Annotated in this window: 17 protein-coding genes; 5 read left to right on the top strand and 12 right to left on the bottom strand. The window is 69.0% G+C overall.

Annotated features, from left to right (window positions below):
- Positions 1-24 precede the first annotated feature (24 nt).
- Positions 25-2,655: a DNA translocase FtsK gene (locus tag FV217_RS11580; RefSeq protein ID WP_147817334.1), complete on the bottom strand. Its 2,631-nt coding sequence runs from the start codon at positions 2,653-2,655 to the stop codon at positions 25-27.
- Positions 2,656-2,961: 306 nt separating this feature from the next.
- Between FV217_RS11580 and FV217_RS11575 the strand changes: the two genes are divergently transcribed.
- Positions 2,962-4,332, top strand: a complete 1,371-nt coding sequence (locus FV217_RS11575; protein ID WP_147817360.1) for a homoserine dehydrogenase — start codon at positions 2,962-2,964, stop codon at positions 4,330-4,332.
- A 53-nt stretch (positions 4,333-4,385) separates the two neighbouring features.
- The gene (gene glpX / locus FV217_RS11570) at positions 4,386-5,381 is read left to right on the top strand and encodes a class II fructose-bisphosphatase (protein ID WP_147817333.1); all 996 of its coding nucleotides are present in this window, start codon (positions 4,386-4,388) and stop codon (positions 5,379-5,381) included.
- 66 nt (positions 5,382-5,447) lie between these two features.
- Here the strand turns inward: glpX and FV217_RS11565 are convergent, their stop codons facing one another.
- The 3 genes from FV217_RS11565 to purE all read right to left on the bottom strand — a co-directional run bounded on the left by FV217_RS11565 (position 5,448) and on the right by purE (position 8,194).
- A complete protein-coding gene (locus FV217_RS11565) occupies positions 5,448-6,308 on the bottom strand; it encodes a tetratricopeptide repeat protein (RefSeq protein ID WP_147817332.1) in 861 nt (286 codons plus the stop codon).
- A gap of 255 nt (positions 6,309-6,563) precedes the next feature.
- A complete protein-coding gene (locus tag FV217_RS11560; protein WP_147817331.1) occupies positions 6,564-7,682 on the bottom strand; it encodes a 5-(carboxyamino)imidazole ribonucleotide synthase in 1,119 nt (372 codons plus the stop codon).
- Between the two features lie 14 nt (positions 7,683-7,696).
- Positions 7,697-8,194, bottom strand: a complete 498-nt coding sequence (purE, locus tag FV217_RS11555) for a 5-(carboxyamino)imidazole ribonucleotide mutase (RefSeq protein WP_147817330.1) — start codon at positions 8,192-8,194, stop codon at positions 7,697-7,699.
- A gap of 234 nt (positions 8,195-8,428) precedes the next feature.
- Here purE and FV217_RS11550 point away from each other — a divergent pair, with 234 nt between their 5' ends.
- Positions 8,429-8,605 (top strand): DUF3606 domain-containing protein, encoded by a 177-nt coding sequence (locus FV217_RS11550; RefSeq protein WP_147817329.1) that lies wholly within the window; start codon positions 8,429-8,431, stop codon positions 8,603-8,605.
- A 64-nt stretch (positions 8,606-8,669) separates the two neighbouring features.
- Here the strand turns inward: FV217_RS11550 and FV217_RS11545 are convergent, their stop codons facing one another.
- On the bottom strand, positions 8,670-8,888 hold the full coding sequence (locus tag FV217_RS11545) for a DUF465 domain-containing protein (RefSeq protein ID WP_147817359.1): 219 nt from the start codon (positions 8,886-8,888) through the stop codon (positions 8,670-8,672).
- A 274-nt stretch (positions 8,889-9,162) separates the two neighbouring features.
- Between FV217_RS11545 and FV217_RS11540 the strand changes: the two genes are divergently transcribed.
- Together FV217_RS11540 and FV217_RS11535 are read left to right on the top strand one after the other, a co-directional pair.
- On the top strand, positions 9,163-9,345 hold the full coding sequence (locus FV217_RS11540; RefSeq protein ID WP_147817328.1) for a DUF465 domain-containing protein: 183 nt from the start codon (positions 9,163-9,165) through the stop codon (positions 9,343-9,345).
- 168 nt (positions 9,346-9,513) lie between these two features.
- Entirely contained in the window at positions 9,514-11,430 is a 1,917-nt protein-coding gene (locus tag FV217_RS11535) for a propionyl-CoA synthetase (protein ID WP_147817327.1), read from the top strand.
- Positions 11,431-11,706: 276 nt separating this feature from the next.
- On the opposite strand, the gene FV217_RS11530 is transcribed toward FV217_RS11535, so the two are convergent.
- From FV217_RS11530 to FV217_RS22855, 7 genes are all read right to left on the bottom strand, one after another.
- The gene (locus tag FV217_RS11530; RefSeq protein ID WP_147817326.1) at positions 11,707-12,600 is read right to left on the bottom strand and encodes an NAD(+)/NADH kinase; all 894 of its coding nucleotides are present in this window, start codon (positions 12,598-12,600) and stop codon (positions 11,707-11,709) included.
- 9 nt (positions 12,601-12,609) lie between these two features.
- A complete protein-coding gene (locus tag FV217_RS11525; protein WP_147817325.1) occupies positions 12,610-13,593 on the bottom strand; it encodes an SPFH domain-containing protein in 984 nt (327 codons plus the stop codon).
- 16 nt (positions 13,594-13,609) lie between these two features.
- On the bottom strand, positions 13,610-14,347 hold the full coding sequence (locus tag FV217_RS11520; RefSeq protein WP_147817324.1) for an NUDIX domain-containing protein: 738 nt from the start codon (positions 14,345-14,347) through the stop codon (positions 13,610-13,612).
- A 400-nt stretch (positions 14,348-14,747) separates the two neighbouring features.
- Positions 14,748-16,511, bottom strand: coding sequence for a monovalent cation:proton antiporter-2 (CPA2) family protein (locus tag FV217_RS11515; protein WP_147817358.1), 1,764 nt, complete (start codon positions 16,509-16,511; stop codon positions 14,748-14,750).
- Between the two features lie 63 nt (positions 16,512-16,574).
- A complete protein-coding gene (locus FV217_RS11510; RefSeq protein ID WP_147817323.1) occupies positions 16,575-17,513 on the bottom strand; it encodes a pirin family protein in 939 nt (312 codons plus the stop codon).
- A gap of 211 nt (positions 17,514-17,724) precedes the next feature.
- Positions 17,725-18,207, bottom strand: coding sequence for a hypothetical protein (locus tag FV217_RS11505; protein WP_147817322.1), 483 nt, complete (start codon positions 18,205-18,207; stop codon positions 17,725-17,727).
- A gap of 103 nt (positions 18,208-18,310) precedes the next feature.
- A partial coding sequence (locus tag FV217_RS22855; RefSeq protein WP_187272528.1) for a hypothetical protein occupies positions 18,311-20,019 on the bottom strand: 1,709 nt, incomplete at its 5' end.

Genomic DNA, 20,019 nt, shown 5'->3' with positions numbered 1-20,019 from the left:
GGGCGGCCCGGTTCGGGCCGGCCCTCAGAAGTCCTGCGGCTCGGCTTCCGCCAGGATTTCGCGCTTGCCGGCATGGTTCGCCTGGCCGACGAGGCCTTCGGTCTCCATGCGCTCCATCAGCGAGGCGGCGCGGTTGTAGCCGATCTGCAGGCGGCGCTGGATGTAGGAGGTCGACGCCTTCTTGTCGCGCAGCACCACCGCCACGGCCTGATCGTAAAGGTCGCCGCCCTCGGCCCCGAACTGGCCGGCGTCGAACACGGGGGCATCCTCCGCCGCACCCGGTGCGCCGGCAGGAATCTCGGTTTCATCCGCCGTGACGGCTTCGAGGTAGGACGGGCGACCCTGGCGCTTGAGATGCGCGACCACGCTCTCGACTTCCGAATCCGAGCAGAACGGGCCGTGCACGCGGGTGGTGCGGCCGCCGCCGGCCATGAACAGCATGTCGCCCTGACCGAGCAGCTGCTCGGCGCCCATCTCGCCGAGAATCGTGCGCGAATCGATCTTGCTGGTCACCTGGAAGGACATCCGGGTGGGGAAGTTCGCCTTGATCGTGCCGGTGATGACGTCGACGGACGGGCGCTGCGTCGCCATGATCAGGTGGATGCCGGCGGCACGCGCCATCTGGGCGAGACGCTGGATCGCACCTTCGATGTCCTTTCCGGCGACCATCATCAGGTCGGCCATCTCGTCGACCACGATCACGATGTACGGCAACGGGTTGAGGTCCATGACCTCGTCCTCGTAGACGGCCTCGCCGGTCTGCCGGTCGAAGCCCGTCTGCACGGTTCGGGTCATGGTCTCGCCGCGGTCGCGCGCCTCGGTGAGGCGGGCGTTGAAGCCGTCGATGTTGCGCACACCGACCTTGGACATCTTCTTGTAGCGCTCCTCCATCTCGCGCACGGCCCATTTGAGGGCGATCACCGCCTTCTTGGGATCGGTGACGACGGGCGAGAGCAGGTGCGGGATGCCGTCGTAGACGGAGAGTTCCAGCATCTTGGGGTCCACCATGATCAGGCGGCACTCCTCCGGCTTCAGCCGGTAGAGCAGCGACAGGATCATCGTGTTGATGGCGACCGACTTGCCCGAGCCGGTGGTGCCGGCGACGAGCAGGTGCGGCATGCGGGCGAGGTCGGCGATGATCGGCTCGCCGCCGATGTTCTTGCCGAGGCACAGCGCGAGGCGGTGCTTGGTCTCGACGAAGTCGCTCGAGGCCAGCAGCTCCCGAAGGAAGACGGTCTCGCGCTTCACGTTCGGCAGTTCGATGCCGATGGCGTTGCGGCCGGGAACGACCGCAACGCGGGCCGAGATTGCCGACATCGAGCGGGCGATGTCGTCGGCCAGCGAGATCACGCGGCTCGACTTGGTGCCGGGGGCCGGTTCGAGCTCGTAGAGCGTCACCACCGGACCGGGGCGAACGGCCAGGATGTCGCCGCGCACGCCGAAATCCGAGAGCGTGGCTTCGAGCAGGGTGGCGTTCTGCTCCAGGGCGTCGCTGGAAACCTCCGAGCCGGGGGCCGGAGGACGCGGCTGCGTCAGGAGTTCGAGGGCGGGATGATGATACTCGCTCGCCTCGCCGCGCGGCATCGGCCGCTGGCTCGCGGGTGTGGCGGGCGGCAGCGGGGCGGACACGCGGGCACGCTGGGCCGGCATGGCCTCGACGTCGTCGGCGTCCGGTATCGGCGCGGCCGCTGGTGTCCGGCGGGCGACGGCGTCCGGCTGGACGGGCGCAAGCTGATGATCGGCGTGGTCGTCTCCGGCATCTTCGCTGCCATCTTCGAAGACCGGCTCGCGCCGCGTATCCGATCCGCGGGCAAGACGCTCCTGGGCCTGAGGCGCCCAGGGCGCATCGTCGGCGAAGGCGCGCTGGGCCGCCAACGCTCCGGGCGATGAACCGGCATAGGCGAAGTCGTCGGGCTGCTGGCGGGCCGCCCAGCCGGCGAGACGGGCGCGCAGGGCCCGGCGTCCATTCATGACGCCCTGCGCCAGGGCGCCGAGCGACAGGATGCCGAGGCTGGGCTCGTCGGCATCGTGGCGCTGCCCGCGCTCGTTGCCGTGAACCGGCTCGTCGTATTCGGCCTCGTCGTCCCCGGCTCCAGCGCGGCAGGCTCCGGTCAGGCTGAGGATGGCGACGGCCGCGTAGAGAAATCCGACGAGGGCGGCGGCCGGGCCGGCCACCGCGCCGACGACGAGCCGCGCCACCGACAGGAGTGCATCGCCGGCGACGCCACCGAGCCCCGTGGGAAGCGGCCAGCTCGCCGTCGGCGGCAGGGCGCTCGCCACGGCGCTGGCGGCGAGGAATCCGATGACCCAGAGCGCGAGCCGGAGCCCGCCGCGCGGCAGGTCGTGCTCCCGCATCAGCCGCACGCCCCACAGCACCGGCGGCAGGGCGAAGGCCAGTGCGCCAAGGCCGAGCAGCTGCATGGCGAGATCGGAGACGACGGCGCCCGGCCGACCGAGCACGTTGTGGGCGGCCCGTTCGGTGGCGTGGTTCAGGCTCGGGTCGTCGATCGACCACGTCGCCAGCGCCACGATCGTGGCCACGGCGCCGGCGAACAGAATGAAGCCGCCGCACTCCGTCAGACGCTTCGCCATGAACGGGCGGAAGCTGTCGACGAAGGTGTCGTACGGCGATGCGGAACGGCGGAGCGAGCGCATGCGAGACCGACGGAGAGAGAAACGTTTCGCTAAGGCTAGCCCGGCCCAGTTAACGGCCGTTTAAGCCTCGCGCCGGCCCGCCCGCTGCGATTTCAAGGCGTTAAACGCCGAGGCATCGGTGTTGACGATGATCATACGAAACGGGCCGGTGCCGCGGACGTCCTGTGACGAAGCCGATCAAGAGCGTTGCGGTCGGGCGCTCTATACGCGCCTTAGCCTGTCGCCCGCTTTCCATACCGGTCCCGGTCGCGTTACAGCGCGTGATCCCCTCGACCGTGCGATATCCGCCCGACTCGGAACCTGATGATGAGCCTGCTCGACCGCATCCTTTCGCCGCGCGGATCCTCGCGCGACGGTGCGCGGACCCTTCGCCTCGGCATTGCCGGGCTCGGTACCGTCGGCGCCTCCGTCGTGCGGATGATCGAGCGGCGCGCCGAGGCGCTGTCGGCCGCGACGGGCGCCACCATCCGCGTCACCGCCGTGTCGGCCCGCGATGCCAAGCGCGACCGCGGCATCGATCTGTCCGGGTTTACCTGGTTCGATGATCCGGTGGCGCTCGCGCGTTCCGCCGAGGTTGATTGCGTGGTCGAACTCGTCGGCGGTTCCGAGGGCGCGGCCAAGGAGATCGTCGAGGCGGCGCTCGCCGCCGGCAAGCACGTCGTCACCGCCAACAAGGCCCTGCTCGCCCATCACGGCAACGCGCTCGCCAAGATGGCCGAGACGCGCGGCGTGACGCTGGCCTACGAGGCGTCGGTGGCTGGCGGCATCCCGGTGATCAAGGCGATCCGCGAGGGGCTCGCCGGCAACGCCGTGAGCCGCGTCTACGGGATCATGAACGGCACCTGCAATTACATCCTCAGCCGGATGGAGGCCGAGGGCCTGACCTTCGAAGCCTGTCTCAAGGATGCGCAGGCGCTCGGATACGCCGAGGCCGATCCGACCTTCGACGTGGAAGGCTTCGACACCGCTCACAAGCTGGCGATCCTGACGAGCCTCGTCTTCGGCGTTGAAATCGACGTGGAGGGCGTCTCGGTAGAGGGCATCTCCGCGATCCAGCCTCTCGACCTGACCATGGCGGACGAGCTCGGCTATCGCATCAAGCTGCTCGGCGTCGCCCAGGCGACGGAGGCAGGGATCGAGCAGCGCGTCCACCCGACCATGGTGCCGAAGGCCTCCGCCATCGCGCAGGTCATGGGCGTGACCAATGCCGTCACGATCGACGCAGACGCCATAAAGGAACTGACGCTGATCGGCCCGGGCGCCGGCGGCGACGCCACGGCCTCGGCCGTCGTCGCCGACATCGCGGACGTCGCGGCCGGGCTGGTGCGCCCGACCTTCGGCAAGCCCGTGACGCAACTCGCCGCGTCCCGACGTGTGGAGATGCAGCGCCACGAAGGCGGCTACTACGTGCGGCTGACGGTGCATGACCGCACCGGCGTCGCCGCGGGCGTCGCCACCCGGATGGCAGAGCGCGAGATCTCGATCGAGAGCATCGTGCAACGCCGCTCGGCCAAGGCCGCATCCAGCGATCCGCACGGCCTGTCGCGCCAGCCGGTGCCGCTGGTGTTGATCACCTACGCGGCGACCGAGGGCAACATCCGTGCGGCCCTTGACGCCATCGCCGCGGACGGGCTGCTGGCGGAGGCGCCGCAGCTGATCCGGATCGAGCGCGAATAAGGGCCGGACCGCGGACGCGGCGGCCCGATAGAAATGACGGGGACGAAACCACGATGCCCTTGGCCGATACCGGGATCTTCAGCGACCGCTCCGCGCGGGGCCTGACGCTGGAACTCGTGCGCGTGACCGAGCGCGCCGCCATCGCTGCGGCGCAGTTGCGCGGCCAGGGCAAGGAGCGCGAAGCCGACCAGGCCGCCGTCGACGCCATGCGCGAGGAATTGATGGCACTGCCCATCGTTGGCACCGTGGTGATCGGCGAGGGCGAACGCGACGAGGCGCCGATGCTCTACATCGGCGAGGAACTCGGCACCGGCCAGGGTCCCGAAGTCGACATCGCCGTCGATCCGCTCGAGGGCACTACGCTCTGCGCGAAGGACATGCCCGGCGCGATCGCCGTGATGGCGCTCGCCGAAAAGGGCACGCTGCTCGCCGCGCCCGACGTCTACATGCAGAAGATCGCCATCGGGCCGGGCTATCCCCCGGGTACGATCGATCTCGACCGCAGCCCGGCCGAGAACATCGCGGCGCTGGCCAAGGCCAAGGGCGTCGAGCCCTCGGCGCTCACCGCGATCATTCTCGACCGTCCGCGCCACATCGACCTGATCGCGGCCGTGCGCGCCACGGGCGCGGGCATCCGCCTGATCTCGGACGGCGACATCGCCGCGATCATCCACGTGACGAAGCCGGAAGAGACCGGCGTCGACATCTATCTCGGCTCGGGCGCCGCACCGGAGGGTGTGATCGCGGCAAGCGCGCTCTGCTGCATCGGCGGCCAGATGCAAGGGCGGCTGATCCTCGACAGCGCCGACAAGCGGGCGCGTGCTGCGAAGATGGGCATCACCGATCCGAACCGGAAATACGACATGCACGATATGGCGCGCGGCGACGTCATCGTCGCGGCGACAGGCGTGACCGACGGGGCGTTGCTCGCCGGCGTGCGCTTCAAGCCTGGAATGATCGAGACCGAGACGGTGGTGTACCGCTCGAACACCGGCACGGTGCGCCGCATTGCCTGCGAGCACCGTCGGCCGGAGCTGATAAACGGCTGACGGCATCAACGAAAAGGGCAGCGGATGATCCGCTGCCCTTTTCGTTCGTCTGCCTGATCGGAGACTTTAAAAAATCCCGCCCGACATCCGGCTGACGCCCTGCTTGGCGATCGGATTGCTCGGGTCGAGTTGGGCGGCCTGGGTGTAGCTTTCCTTGGCCTCTTTCTTCCGGTTCGTCTTCTCGTAGGCGAGACCGCGATAGGCCCAGGAATTGGCGTCCTTCGAGTTGACGTTGAGGGCCGCGTTGTAGTCCTCGATGGCCTTGTCGTACTGGTTCGTGGCGATGAGGCTCTGGCCGCGGGCGGCATAGGGCGCTGCGACGAAGGGATTGCGGTCGATGGCGGCGGCGAAGTCGCCGATGGCCTCGGCGTCGTGGCCCTGCTTCTGCCGGACGAGGCCGCGGGCGTGATAGGCCTCCGCTGATTCCGGAGCGAGGCGGATCGCGACGTTCAGGTCGTTGACGGCACCGCCGAGGTCGCCCTGGGCGCGCTCGAGGTTGGCCCGGCCGATATAGGCGGCGGCGAAGTTCGGATCGTTGGCGATCGCCTTCGAGAAGTCCTGCAGCGCTGCGTCGTTGCGGCCGGTCTGGCGGTAGGCCAGCGCGCGGTTGTTGTAGGCCGAGCCGGAATTCGGATCGAGCTGGATCGCCTTCGAGAAATCGTTGATGGCGTCGCTGTACTGGCCCGAGCGGGCGAAGGCCGCGCCGCGGGTGACGTAGGCGCCGGCATCGGACGGATTGCGCGAGATCACGTCGCTGAGCGAGGAGATGTTGACGTTCGTGGCGCCCGTCGTGTCGGCCGCTTCGAGTACCGCATACTGGCGCGGCGAGCCGGCGCTGTAGGTCTCGCAGCCGGCAAGCGACACCGCTGAAAGCGCTACCGCACCGACCAATCCGACGTAGTGCGTCCTCAGCTTCATGGACGTCATCGACCCGCTCCCCTTCGGCCCGTTCGCGCTCGGTGCGCGAGGCCGACCCTGTCTACGATCCCGTCGCGCGCTCGACGTCTGGTCCGAGTGTCCGGTACGTTCGCCGAATGCGGTGAACGCACGCTTAAGACGGCGCGACTTTGCCGCTGAAGCCTTTCGATGTGGCGAAGGTGTGGCCCAGCCGGGCGCAGGGGCCAATCGGGGCGTCCGAAGACGGTCGGAAGGGCCTGACGAGGCCGGGCTGTTGCGCCGGAGCTACGGATGGCGGCGACGGATCAGCCGGGTGACGTGGCCCATCTTGCGGCCGGGTCGGGCGTCGCCCTTGCCGTAGAGATGCAGGTGGGCGCCGGGCTTGGCTAGGATCTTTGGCCAGTCGTCGACCGCATCGCCGATGAGGTTCCGCATCTCGACGTCGAGGCCGCCGACGCGCGAGGCGTCACCGAGCGGCCAGCCGCAAACGGCCCGGACGCTCTGGGCGAATTGCGAGGTCGTCGCGCCCTCGATGGTCCAATGGCCGGAATTGTGGACGCGCGGCGCGATCTCGTTGACGACGAGACGCCCGGTGCCGACAGGCCCGGCGATCTCGAATAGTTCGACGGCAAGCACCCCGACATAGTCGAGCGCCTCTGCGATCCGTTTCGCGATGCCGGTCGCCGCTTCGGAGGTCTCGGGAGCGAGCCCCGGGGCGGGCACGCGGGTGAGGGCGAGGATGTGGTCCTCGTGCTCGTTGGCGCAGGGATCGTAGGCGGCGAAGGTGCCATCCAGGCCACGTGCGGCGACGACGGAGATCTCGCGCTCGAACGGGACGAAGCCTTCCAGGATGCACGGCGCACCGCCGAATTCCGCCAGCAGCGCCGCCGGATCGTCGCCGTGGCGGATCATGCGCTGGCCCTTGCCGTCGTATCCGAAGCGTCGGGTCTTCAGGACGGCGGGACGGCCGAGCGCGCCAAGGGCGTCCGCGAGATCTTGTGCCGTATCCACGGCTTGGAACGGTGCGGTCGGAATGCCGAGGCCGTTGACGAAACGCTTCTCTGCGAGGCGGTCCTGCGTCGTCAGCAGCGCGCGCGGGTTGGGGTGCAACGGGGCGTGCCGCGCCAGGATCTCGGCGGTCGCGTGCGGGATGTTCTCGAACTCGTAGGTGACCACGTCGACGCTGTCGGCAAAGGTGGCGAGCGCCTCGGCGTCCTCGTAGGGCGCCACCGTCTTCGCGGCGGCGACATCGAAAGCCGGGCTGTCGGCATCGGGCGCGTAGACGTGGACCTTCAAGCCGTAATTCGCCGCGGCGAGTGCGATCATGCGGCCGAGCTGGCCGCCGCCGAGAATGCCGATGGTGCCGCCGGGCCGAACCGGCCCCTCCTTTTTAGTCGTCGTCATGAATTCAGGTCTTTTTAGTTGGCGGTCGTGTCGGGCCGCTCGGTGACGGCATCGGTCTGGCGCGCGCGCCAAGCATCGAGTCGTTCGGCGAGGGCCTCATCGGTGAGTGCCAAGACGGCAGCCGCGAGAAGCGCCGCATTGACCGCGCCGGCCCGCCCGATCGCGAGGGTGCCGACGGGAATGCCGGCCGGCATCTGCACGATGGAGAGCAGGCTGTCCTGGCCCGAGAGCGCCTTCGATTCCACGGGCACGCCGAAGACCGGCAGCGGTGTCATCGCGGCGGTCATGCCGGGCAGGTGCGCGGCGCCGCCGGCACCGGCAATCACGACCTTGAAGCCGGCCTCGCGCGCGCCCTTGGCGAACGACACGAGCCGGTCGGGCGTGCGGTGTGCCGAGACGATGCGCGCGTCATAGGCGACCGCGAGCGCATCGAGGGTCTCGGCGGCGTGCCGCATGGTCGCCCAGTCCGACTGGCTTCCCATGATGATCGCGACCGGGGTCGATCCCGTCATCCTCGTCACTTCCGGTATCTCGAAACGGACCGGCGAAGGGCGCCAAGGTCCTTGCGCCGAATACAGGGGCTGCCGTCGCCCGGCAAGGCTGCGGCGCCGGTGTAGGCCTCCGGCAAAGAATCTTGAGAAACGTTCAGAAACACGCCTTGGACGCGGGAGCCCGGAGCGGGAGGCCGCGTTGTCTGCGAAATGGGCCTCGTCCGGTCCAGTCCCTCGAGCCTCGACGGAACCGACATGTCTCCCTCGGCTGCCTCCCCTCAGATCAGTGCCAACGCCCATATCGACATCTACGATCACGCAAGCCGCGCCCGCTGGGCCGAACTCCTCGGCGTGACGGACGAGCGACTGCGCAAGGCGGTTCGCATAGTCGGCACCCGCGTCTCCAGCGTGAGCGCCTACCTATCGAAATGAGCCGGCCCGCTCGGCTAAGCGAAACAAAGGGCGTGCCGCGACGGCGCGCCCTTTTTCGTAGTCGTCAGGCGATGATATCCGGGTGCATCTGATCTTCGAGATGCGCGATCCGATCCCGCAGGAAGAGTTTGCGCTTCTTGAGTCGCTGAATCTGCAACTGATCGCCGGCAATCCCGACCTTCAACGCCTCGATCGCGCCGTCGAGGTCGCGATGCTCCTCCTTGAGGCGGCTCAGCTCGGGCGCGAAGTCCGTCGCTGCGTCGCCCGTGTCGTTGTCTCCCACTTCCACCGGCAGATCTCGCTCAGGCCCCTATCGAAAACCATGCGCCATGGCCTCGCTTCGGGCAAGACGGCACGGTCTGCCGCGGGCGACGGTCCACGATGTTTCTCCGCCCTGACGACGCGACCGCTCAGTCCCGAAAGTCTCCGCCATAGTTGCGGAAAACCGGCGGCAATTCGATGACGAAATCGAGAGCTTGACAAGGGAATCGCTTCGACAGCCGGCTCAGCGTGTGCCACGATGCCCGAGTCGGTAACGATGACAGGAGAGACGACTCATGTCCTTGGACACGCATTTGAGCCAGCTCGCTCGCAAGCACGATGCCTTGGAGCGAGAACTGCACGACGCGATGCAGTCACCATCGAGCGACGACCTCCGCATCGCCGAACTCAAGCGCAAGAAGCTCCATCTCAAGGACGAGATCAACCGCCTCCGGGATGACGGAGACACTCTCCACTGATCCGTACAACGGCAAGGTTTTTCCGGCCGTATCCCTCGATATCCTGACGCGTTCGCCGCCGCCCCGGACCACCGGTGCGGCGGTTGTTTTTTGGGGTATCCATCTCGGCTTCGTGAGAAGATGCCGCATAAGCCGGCGCCGACCGGCGGATCGACGCCGAGGAACGCCATGACCGCCGCTGCGCCCGCCTATGCCGCCGTGCACGCAGCTTCGATCGCAGATCCCGAGCGCTTCTGGCTGGACGCGGCGAAGGCGATCGAATGGGAGACCGCGCCGGAGCGCGCCTTCGACGAAGGCGCTGGAATCTACGGCCGTTGGTTTCCAGATGCCCGGCTAAACGCCTGCCACAACGCCGTCGACCGTCACGTCGAGGGCGGTCGCGCCGATCAGGCGGCGATCATCCACGACTCCCCCGTCACCGGCACCAAGCGCACGATCAGCTATCGCGAACTGCGGGACGAAGTGGCCACGCTCGCTGCCGTGCTCTCCGGATTCGGCGTCGGCCGGGGCGACCGGGTGGTGATCTACATGCCGATGGTGCCGGAAGCCCTGTTCGGGATGCTGGCCTGCGCCCGGCTCGGTGCGATCCACTCGGTGGTGTTCGGAGGTTTCGCGGCGAACGAGCTCGCCGCGCGCATCGAGGATGCATCGCCGACGGTGATCCTGGCCGCCTCCTGCGGCGTCGAGCCGGCGCGAACCGTCGCCTACAAGCCGCTGCTTGACGCGGCGATCGCGCGCTCCAGCCACAAGCCCGAAGCCTGCCTGATTCTACAGCGCCCGCAAGCACTTGCCGGCCTGATGGAAGGCCGCGACCACGACTGGGCGGAGACGGTCGCCGCGGCCAAGGCCGAGGGCCGGACGGCCGATCCGATCGCGATGGCGGCGACCGACCCGCTCTACATCCTCTACACCTCGGGCACGACCGGGAAGCCGAAGGGCGTGGTGCGCGATACCGGCGGCTACTGCGTGGCGCTCACCTGGTCGATGACGAACCTCTACGGGGTGAGGCCCGGCGAGGTGTATTTCTGCGCCTCCGACATCGGCTGGGTCGTCGGGCATTCCTACATCGTCTACGCGCCGCTGCTGCACGGCTGCACGACCGTACTCTACGAGGGCAAGCCCGTGGGCACGCCCGATGCCGGCGCGTTCTGGCGCGTGGTGGCCGAGCACGGCGTCGGCACGCTGTTTACGGCCCCGACGGCGCTTCGCGCGATCAAGAAGGACGACCCGCGCGCCGCAAAAATCGCCGACTACGACCTGTCCGGATTTCGCGCCCTGTTCCTGGCCGGCGAGCGGGCCGACCCGGATTCCGTGGCCTGGGCCGAGACCGCTTTGGGCAAGCCCGTCATCGACCATTGGTGGCAGACCGAGACCGGCTGGGCCATCGCCGGCAACCCGATCGGCATCGAGAAGCTGCCGGTGAAATACGGCTCAACGGCGATGCCGATGCCGGGCTACGACCTTCATATCCTCGACGAATCCGGGAAGCCCGTCCCAGCCGGCACGATGGGCACCATCGCCCTGAAGTTGCCGCTACCGCCGGGCTGCCTGCCGACCTTGTGGGGCTCGGACGCGCGCTTCCGGTCGAGTTACCTGGCGACCTTCGCCGGCTACTACGACACCTCGGATGCCGGCATCCGGGACGCGGACGGCTACGTCACCGTGCTGGGGCGCACCGACGACATCATCAACGTCGCCGGCCACCGCCTCTCCACCGGCGGCATGGAGGCGGTGCTGGCCGCCCATCCCGACGTCGCCGAATGCGCCGTCATCGGCATCCGCGACGCGCTGAAGGGCGAGGCTCCCTGCGGCTTTGTCGTCCTGAAATCAGGGGTTTTCAAAGAACCGGCGGAGATCGAGCGAGAGCTCGTCGCCCGCGTCCGCGACGAAATCGGACCCGTCGCCGCCTTCAAGCTGGCGCTCACCGTCGAGCGTCTGCCGAAGACGCGATCCGGCAAGATTCTTCGCGCCACGATGAAGGCCATCGCCGACGGGCAAAGCTACACCACGCCGCCGACTATCGAGGATCCGGCGGCCCTCGACGAGATCGGCGAGAGCCTGAAGAGCCGCGGACTCGGCGCGTAGCCGGATGCTGCCTCGGTATTCGCGGTACGACGGCGGCCGTCGGCATTCATCGTTGCCATCATGGCGACGTCGCTGCCGGCGCGGCATCGCGGCGGTGGGGTTGCACGGTGCGCAAGGCTACCTGCTCGCGTGGTGTGGTCGGCGCCGAACCCGCCGATTCCGAACCAATCGGGCCGGCGGCGTTGAAGGCGGTGTTCGGGGAGCGGGGTCTCGAAACCGGATGCGCGGACCATGTCGGCGCGAATCACGCGCGGCCCCTCGACTCCCGGCGACGAGCTACGCGACCACGAGGTTGAGCGTCTGAGGAGCCGGCGCGATCGTGACCCGGCTGCCCCAGCCGAAGGCCAAGAAATCCTGTTCGATGCCGTCGGCGAACACCACGCCGCCCTCGTTCATCCGCGAGGTCACAACGAGGGCGGTCTCGGCGAGCTTGCCGGCGCGCAGGCCGGTGGCGGTGGCGACGCTCGGGAACGGTTCACGCACCCAGTAGCCGACGGCCGGCTCTTCCGGGCCGATCGCGAGGCTGAGATGGCTCGCTTCGCTGATGGACCGAGCCCAGCCCGTCACCCCCGTCCCGGAGGCGACGATGAGACCGCTCGACGACTGGTCCTCGGCCGTGCCTCCGGCCTCGATCCGGTAGCGGGCGGATTGGTGGCTGCGGTGGCCGACGAAAATCTCGTTCAGCGCCAGCAGCCGCTCGCCGCCGTCCAGAACCGCCTGCACCATGGTCCGCCGCTCGACGCGGGCCGCGCCGGCGACGCTCGCCGGGAGCAGCGCGCCCAGGCGTTCCACGGCGACCCGCGCCAGGACGCCGTCGTACAGATCGGGCGCCGGATTGACGCCGATCACCGGCTGCGCGCCGAGATACTTCGCGACGTTGGCGACGAGCCCGTCCTGTCCGACGGCCACGATGACGTCTTCGGGTGCGAACAGGAAGCGATCGAGGTCGGCCCGGCGCGCCAGCGTCTGTCGCCAATCCGCCGGCACGGCGGCGCGCGCCCGGCCGAGCACGGTATGGAACACGACGTGGCGTGCCTCGACCTCCGCGATGCTCTGTTCGCGGCTGTCCAGGAAGAACTTGGCCTGGCCGCGCGTCGCGTGCCGGGCCAGCAGCAATTCGTAGTCGGTGTCGCGCACCACGAAGACGGCGCGTGGGGTGACGGCTGCCATCGCATGTCCTCAGCGTGCCGCGATCGACGGGGGGACCTTGCGGAACTCGCCGAGCGCGGCGGCGAGCAGGTCCGGCGTGATGTTGACGTGCTCGATCGTCTCCAGCTTGCCGGCGAGTTCCCGCGCGGCGAGCCCGAACAGCACGGCCGGCGGCAGGTCGCGGTAGGTGGCCACGCGCTGCCGCTCGGCCTCGGCCTTGGCACCCTCGACGAGGCGGATGCGCTCGGCCTCGGCGGCGGATTCCAACCCGCGCGCTTCGGCGACGCCGACGGCGCGGTTGCGGGCGTTCTCGGATTCCTGCGCGATCAGCTGCGTCTCGCGGCGGGCCAGTTCGGTCTTGGTGGCGAGTTCGTTCTCGGCGATGGCCCGCTCCTTCTCGACCGCCAGCGCGCGGCGCGAGAACGTCGCCTCGTCGGCCTTCTGCTGAAGCGCTTCGAAGGTCGGCGTCTGCAGGGCGCGTTCCAGCTCACTCGTCGGCGCGAGGTTGGTGAGCCGCACCGAGACCACCTCGACGCCGATCTCGGCCAGCGCAGAGGCCGCCGCGAGGACCGATTCGAGGGTGATGCGCAACGGCTCCGGGCCGGCATCGAGCAGCGCGCCGACCGGGTTCGCGCCGAGATATTGCAGGACCGCCTGACCGGCGATGCCGTTCAGGCGCGCCTCGATCCGCTCGATCGGCTCGCCCCGCAGCTTGCCGGTGGCCAGCCCGATCGAGAAATCGACGCGGCTCGCCAGCAATTCGGGATCGACGACGTGCCAGCCGATCGTCCCCTGCACGGCGACGGCCTGGAAGTCGCGGCTGCGGCCGCGCACGAACAGCGTCATCTCGCGGTCGTCCATGGGCAGCTCGCTGATGCTCGCAGTTTCCGGCCGGAACCAGAAGACGAGCCCGCGCCCGCTCTGCCGGACGCGCCCGTTGCGGTAGCGGATGATGTGGCTGCTCGCCTCGCTCCTGAGCTGGGCGATCAGACCGATGTTGCGAATCGTGGCCATGGCACCTTTCCCTGGATCAACTTGGCTTCTGGAAACGATAGAGTTCGGCGGGACGGAACGACGTCCCGGCCTCGCGAGAGCCCGTCGGCGCGAGCCAGCCCCGGTCGAGCATCCGGCGGCGGAAGGCCGGCTTGTTGAGCGGCGTGCCGAGGATGGCCTCGTGCACGTCCTGCAGCTGGCGCAGGGTGAAGTGCTCGGGCAGCAGCGCGAAGCCGACATCCGAATAGTCGAGCTTGCCCCGCAGCCGCAGGATCGCGAGGGCGAGGATCTCGGCATGATCGAAGGCGAGGGCCAGGGGCTCGCCCCGCATCCGGCCGTCGGCCGGGAGCACCGCGACGGGCCCGCCGGCCTCGCCCGTCCACGGCACGTCGATCACCGCCCGCGACAGTTTCGGCATGCCGTCCAAGGCCTCGCCGAAGGCACGCTCCGGCAGCAGGGCGAGATAGGCGACGGACACGATGCGCATGCGCGGGTCACGGTCGAGCGCGCCGAAGGTGTAGAGCTGTTCGCACTGAATCCCGGCGAGCCCGGCCTTGTCGCGCAGGACGCGTTCGGCCGCCGCATCGAGCGTTTCGTCGAGGGCGACGAAGCCGCCGGGGAGCGCCCAGCGGCCGGCATGCGGATGCTCGGCGCGTTGCAGCAGGAGGACGGACGGCCGTCCGTCATGCAGGCCGAGGAGCACCAGATCGACGGCCAGGGCCGGCCGGTCGTAGGCGTCGGGATCGTAACCGGAGAGGAATTTTGCCTCGCTCACAGCCAAACCTTATATCTGTCTTGCGCCTAACTAATGCGCATAACGGATATATGTCAAGGCGTGGGTGGACCGGAGCTTGGGCGACGGCCTGATGCGTCGTGATGGATTCGGCGCCGAGGTCGGGTGTGCGAGCCCAACGGCGACGAGCGTGCGACGACCGCCGTGCCAATCGGCCAGTACGAGGTCAGACCCGTACTATCGATCCACTTCGTCATTGCGCGCGCAGCGAAGTAATCCAGGGCCACACACGCAAGCGTCGGTGAGTTGGCCCTGGATTGCTTCGCTGCGCCCGCAATGACGGGGAGAAAGCGTCAGCCCCGGCTCACACCGTCACCGGACGATCCGGGCGGCCGGAAAGGCGACCGCCTTGGCGCCCAGCGGGTCTGTTACAGTTCGACGGTCAGCCCAGCTCGTGCGCCGAAGCCGTGTTTCCGCGGATGAGCTCACGTCCCGCATAGATGCCGCCCGCGGTTTCGAGGTCGAGGCGTTCCGCGTCGTGCCGGCGGACTTCGGCCATGACCTCGGTGGCGGCCTCGGGGGAATCGCCAATCGTCAGCAGCGCCCGCTCGCCGAAGGCGAGGGCGGATTCGAGCGTTTCCCTGAGCTGGAATGCGACGCCGGCCTGAATCAGTTCGATGGCGTGCTCGCGGTCCCGGGCGCGGGCGAGGACCGGCACGAGCGGAAACTCGGCCTTCGCGAGTTCGGCGATGCGCTTGGCCGCCTCGCGATCGTCGACGCAGACGAGGATCGCGCGCGCCGTCGCGGCCCCGGCCGCACGCAGGATGTCGAGCCGGGTGCCGTCGCCGTAATAGACCTTGAAGCCGAATTCCTCCGCGACGCGGATGTAGCCGGAATTGGTGTCGATGATCGAGACGGAGCATCCGCGCGAGATCAGCGGCTGGCTGACGATCTGGCCGAAGCGCCCGAAGCCGACGATCAGGGCGCTGCCGACGAGGTTTTCCGGGATCTCGACGCCGTCCATCGAGACGGCGGGCTTCGGCCCGAGGCGGTCGAAGGCGATCACCATGAGGGGCGTGAGGGCCATCGACAGGATGACGGTCGCCGTCAGGATCGCGTTGGTCGGACCGTCGATGATGCCGGCGCCCGTCGCCGCCGCGTAGAGCACGAAGGCGAACTCGCCGCCCTGCGCCATCAGGGCCGCCCTCTCCACGGCCTCGGAATGGGAGGCCCGCAGCGCACGGGCCACCGCGTAGATGACGAGGCTCTTCACCACCATGTAGGCCGCGACGCTTCCCAGGATCAGGCGCCAGTTCGCGCCGATCACGGTGAGGTCGAGGGACATGCCGACGCCGAGGAAGAACAAGCCGAGCAGGATGCCGCGGAACGGCTCGACATCCGCTTCCAGCTGATGGCGAAAACTCGATTCCGAGAGCAGTACGCCCGCGAGGAATGCGCCCATCGCCATCGACAGGCCGCCGAGCTGCATGGCGAGGGCCGCGCCGAGCACGACCAGCAGGGCAGCGGCGGTCATCACCTCCCGGGCCTTCGACGCGGCCAGCAGCCGGAACATCGGGTTGAGCAGCCAGCGCCCCGCCGCGACCAGCGCCAGGACGGAGCCGAGGGCGATCCCGATGGCGACGGCGCGTTCCGCAGCGCCCGATTCCCCGCCGCCGGGGGCCAGCAGGGTGACGGCCGCGAGGAGGGGCACGATCGCGAGATCTTCTAGCAGCAGGATCGCCACGATCCGCCGGCCCTTCGGCTTCGAGAGCGAGCCGCGCTCTTCGAGCAGCTGCATGACGATGGCGGTCGAGGTCAGCACGAAGCCGGTGCCGGCCACGAACGCCACGGCCGGCGCGAAGCCCATGGCGATGCCGACGAGGGTGAGCGCCGCGATGCAGATGCCGACCTGCACGAGACCCAGGCCGAAGATCTCGCGCCGCATCCCCCAGAGCCGGGACGGCTCCATCTCCAGCCCGATGATGAACAGGAACATCACGACGCCGAGTTCGGCGACGTGGAGGATCGCATGCGCGTCCGAGAACAGGCCGAGACCGAAGGGACCGATGGCCAGCCCGGCCACGAGATAGCCGAGGACCGAGCCGAGACCGATCCGCTTGAAGAGCGGCACCGCGACGACGCCCGCCGCGAGGAGGGCGACGACCTGGACGAGGTCGCTCGCAGCGCCGGTCGCTTCGACAGCCATGGGCTTCATGCTTTCTCGATGACGGGACCCTGGGCGCGGTATTCGAGCCTCGGCCGATCTCTATCAGGGATAGCGGACGGGCGGGGCCGGGTCCGGCAGGGGGATGAACTCGGAATCACCCGGGACGGTGTCGAAGCGGGCCCGGCGCCAGTCCTCCTTCGCCTGCTCGATGCGCTCCGGGCGCGAGGAGACGAAGTTCCACCAGAGATGGCGCGGACCGTCCATCGGCTCTCCGCCCAGCACCATGAAGCGGGCAGCCTGCGTCGCGCGGATGCTGATGGGGTCGCCGGGCCGGAACACCAAGAGCTGCCCCGGTCCGAAGCCGTCGCCGGCGATCTCGATCGCGCCCGAGACCGTGTAGATCGCGCGCTCGTCGTAGGTCGGGTCGAGGGGCAGGACCGCGCCGGCTTCGAGGACGACGTCGGCGTAGACCATCGGGCTCGACGTGCGCACCGGCGAACGGGCGCCGAACGCCTCGCCCGCGATCAGGCGCACGGTCTTGCCCTCGCCGGTCAGGACCGGCAGCGCGGACGCGTCGTAATGCTCGAAGGCGGGGGCGGTCTCCTCGTCCTTCGCGGAGAGGGCGACCCAGCTCTGGATGCCGAAGAGCTTGGAGCCGGTCTGCCGCATGCCTGCGCCCGTGCGCTCGGAATGGGTGATGCCGCGCCCCGCGGTCATCCAGTTCAGCTCGCCCGGGCGAATCGGCAGTTCGGTGCCGAGGCTGTCCCGGTGCATGATCTCGCCCTCGAAGAGGTACGTGACCGTCGAGAGACCGATATGGGGGTGGGGACGCACGTCCATGCCCTGCCCGAGCAGGAATTCGGACGGCCCCATCTGATCGAAGAACACGAACGGGCCGACCATCCGGCACTCGGTCGATGGAAGCGCTCGCCGCACGGCAAAGGAGCCGAGGTCGCGTGAGCGCGGCACAATCAACGTCTGGATGGCGTCGCAACTGAAGCGATCGCCCGGAATCGGATCCTCTGCGCTATGCCAGCTCATCGCCAAAACTCCTCATGCGCTGCCCGGCCCGAACGGCTCGGCAGCGATGCGGTATTGTGCATGACGGGGAGGGAGGCTCGATAGAGAAACGATCGAAACGCATCGTTTCCAAATTCGATCAGGCGCCCGGCGGCATCGTGCGGCGGCGGTCCTCACTATGCCGCCGCGTCCGCGCCAGGACCCGGGCTCTGCGGCCGGAACGATCCGTGGTTTATGGCTTGGCTTTGATCGGCCAGTTGTCGGTGTTCCAGATCTCTTCGTTGCTGTCGATCATCTCGATGATCTGGTCGATCGACTTGCGCAGCATGGTCTTCGAGACGAGGCCGCCGTCGACGGTCTTTTCGAGGTCGAAGGCGAGCTGTCCCGGCTCGCCGTAGATCGCGAAGGCGAACGGGTAGCCGTTGTTGGCCTTCAGCATGGCGACGCCCGGGACGAGGGTCTGCTTGTCGCCGGGAATCGCCCAGGACTTGTAGATCGTCAGGGCCGTGTCGTCCTTCGCCAGCGTGAAGTTCAGATCGGCTTTGTGCGTGCCCTGGCCCTCGAGCGTCAGGACCCCGTCCCGGGGTCGCGTCGGCTTGAAGCCCATCTCGCCGAGCAGGGCCTTGACGCGGTTCAGCGTCAGGGTCTCGGCGGCCACGGGAGCCGGGGCGGCGAGGATGCCCAGCGCCAGCACGATGTTTGCAAGTTTTGCCACGGGCTCAGGACCTCTGTGTCGTCGGGTGCCTCACGAGCGCGCCCGTTGATAGGAGCTTGTCCCGCCGGCCTCGGGGGTCCGGCGGGCCTGTCGTGAGAGACGCTCAGCGCGGCTCCGCGACCACCTGCACCTTGTCGAAGAACGCAGCCGGGTTCGACAGGGTCTGGACGTCGGCGAGGCCGAGGCCCGGCGACTGCTTCGCCTTGATGCCGATGTGCAGCCGGCCGGACGCGGCGACGAAGCGGCCCAGCGCCTGGCCGAGGGCCTTCGCTTCCGCCGAATCGCCGAGGATGGCCGGCACCCCGAGCGTGGCCACGGCCGCGACCTCCGTCCGGGCGGAGCTGACGGTCCCGCCGCCCTCGGCGGCCTTGGCGGCGAGGCTCCGCTCCAGCAGGCCGCGGTCCTCGATGTCGATGTCGACAGATTCGACGGCCGCGCCGAGCGCCGCCACGGTGGCGAGCGACGGGTTGGGGCTGAACACGTCCTTCGGCACGTTGGCGACGACGCCGCGGACGGCGACGGTGCCCATGCCGGCCCCGTCGACGGACAGCTCCTTCACCACGAGCTGCCGCGACGCCTCGTTCCAGCCGAGATCGAGCCGGGCGGTGAGCCCGATGCTCGAATAGCCGAGGGCTCCGACCTGGCCGGTCCCGTCGAGCGCCTGCGCCGCATTGATCGGCATGACGAAGTTGTTGATCGCGAAGCGGAGGTTCGAGGGCACCCCTTCGACCGGGTTGGTCGTCTCGAGCTCGACCGCGCCGATCGAGACGCGCACCGGGCCGGACTTGCTCTCGGCGAGGTCCACGTCGGCGCCGCCGAGCCGGACCGTCCGGATCTGCGGGACGAGACGGCGGGCATCCGCCGGGCCGAACTCGGTCGCGCCCGAGGCCGCGAGGGTCCGCATGCCGGCGATGGCGGAGCGCAGCGAGATGCCTTCGACCGCGAACGAGGCGAGTCGCATTTGGCCGTCCGGGCTGCCGACCGCCAATCCGTCGGCCCGGATCTCGCCCTGGCCTTCGCGCTCCGCGCTGAAGCCGAACCGGGCCATGCGGACTATGATCGACTTGGGCGGTCCGTTCAGCATCTCGAAGCCGGTTACGTCGAGACTGCCGGGCTCGAAGGAATCGAGCAGGTCGGCCAGGGGCGCCAGGGCTGCGATGCGCGCCTGCGGCGGCGCCTTGTCGTCGCCGGCCGGCTGCGCCCGCTCGAACGCGGCCGCCCAGCCGTCGGAGAGCGGACGGACCCGCACGTCGCGGCTGGCGATCCGGGCGATGCGGAAGACGTCGCCGGCCTGATCCGTCGGGAAGGTGAGGCCCTCGATCGCGAAGCTGCGATAGGCCGGCTTCGCTTCAGTGGTTGCCTCCTTCGGCGCGGGCTTCGACAGGGAGGCCAGCAGCGGCAGGTCGAGGCCGGCGGATTCGAGGCGGGTGAAGCCGCCACCGCCGACGGCGTCGGCGCCCTGCGGAAACTCTCCGCCGCCGACGGTCAGGGATCCGATCCGGCCCTGCGTCACATCGGTGATCCGCACGTCGCGCAGCACGGTCACGCCGGCTCCAAGGTCGGCCGCGGTCTCGATCCGGATTTCCGGGGTGGCGATCTCGCGGGCCGTGATCGTCTGGAGCCGCTCCCAGCTGCTCCCGGCCGCCGCGGGGTCGAGCAGGCGGCCGAGGTCGTCGGCCGTCATCATGGTTCCACGCACCTCGATGCGCGAAACCGCGTAGATCTTGTCGCCGATTCCAGCGCGCAGGCCGGTGGCGAGCAGGCCGTCGCCGCCGAGCGCGGTGATGACCGGCTTGGCGGGCGGCAGGGCGG

It is taken from the genome of Methylobacterium sp. WL9 (genome assembly GCF_008040035.1).
Lineage (GTDB): Bacteria > Pseudomonadota > Alphaproteobacteria > Rhizobiales > Beijerinckiaceae > Methylobacterium > Methylobacterium thuringiense.
The sequence above is the reverse complement of the archived record's forward strand: the minus strand, read 5'-3'. Positions and strand labels throughout refer to the sequence as shown.

Bases quoted from the DNA above. Each gene is read 5' to 3' on its own strand.
- FV217_RS11580 (WP_147817334.1), bottom strand. From the start codon at position 2,655: ATGCGCTCGCTCCGCCGTTCCGCATCGCCGTACGACACCTTCGTCGAC.
- FV217_RS11575 (WP_147817360.1), top strand. From the start codon at position 2,962: ATGAGCCTGCTCGACCGCATCCTTTCGCCGCGCGGATCCTCGCGCGAC.
- glpX (WP_147817333.1), top strand. From the start codon at position 4,386: ATGCCCTTGGCCGATACCGGGATCTTCAGCGACCGCTCCGCGCGGGGC.
- FV217_RS11565 (WP_147817332.1), bottom strand. From the start codon at position 6,308: ATGACGTCCATGAAGCTGAGGACGCACTACGTCGGATTGGTCGGTGCG.
- FV217_RS11560 (WP_147817331.1), bottom strand. From the start codon at position 7,682: ATGACGACGACTAAAAAGGAGGGGCCGGTTCGGCCCGGCGGCACCATC.
- purE (WP_147817330.1), bottom strand. From the start codon at position 8,194: ATGACGGGATCGACCCCGGTCGCGATCATCATGGGAAGCCAGTCGGAC.
- FV217_RS11550 (WP_147817329.1), top strand. From the start codon at position 8,429: ATGTCTCCCTCGGCTGCCTCCCCTCAGATCAGTGCCAACGCCCATATC.
- FV217_RS11540 (WP_147817328.1), top strand. From the start codon at position 9,163: ATGTCCTTGGACACGCATTTGAGCCAGCTCGCTCGCAAGCACGATGCC.
- FV217_RS11535 (WP_147817327.1), top strand. From the start codon at position 9,514: ATGACCGCCGCTGCGCCCGCCTATGCCGCCGTGCACGCAGCTTCGATC.
- FV217_RS11530 (WP_147817326.1), bottom strand. From the start codon at position 12,600: ATGGCAGCCGTCACCCCACGCGCCGTCTTCGTGGTGCGCGACACCGAC.
- FV217_RS11525 (WP_147817325.1), bottom strand. From the start codon at position 13,593: ATGGCCACGATTCGCAACATCGGTCTGATCGCCCAGCTCAGGAGCGAG.
- FV217_RS11515 (WP_147817358.1), bottom strand. From the start codon at position 16,511: ATGGCTGTCGAAGCGACCGGCGCTGCGAGCGACCTCGTCCAGGTCGTC.
- FV217_RS11510 (WP_147817323.1), bottom strand. From the start codon at position 17,513: ATGAGCTGGCATAGCGCAGAGGATCCGATTCCGGGCGATCGCTTCAGT.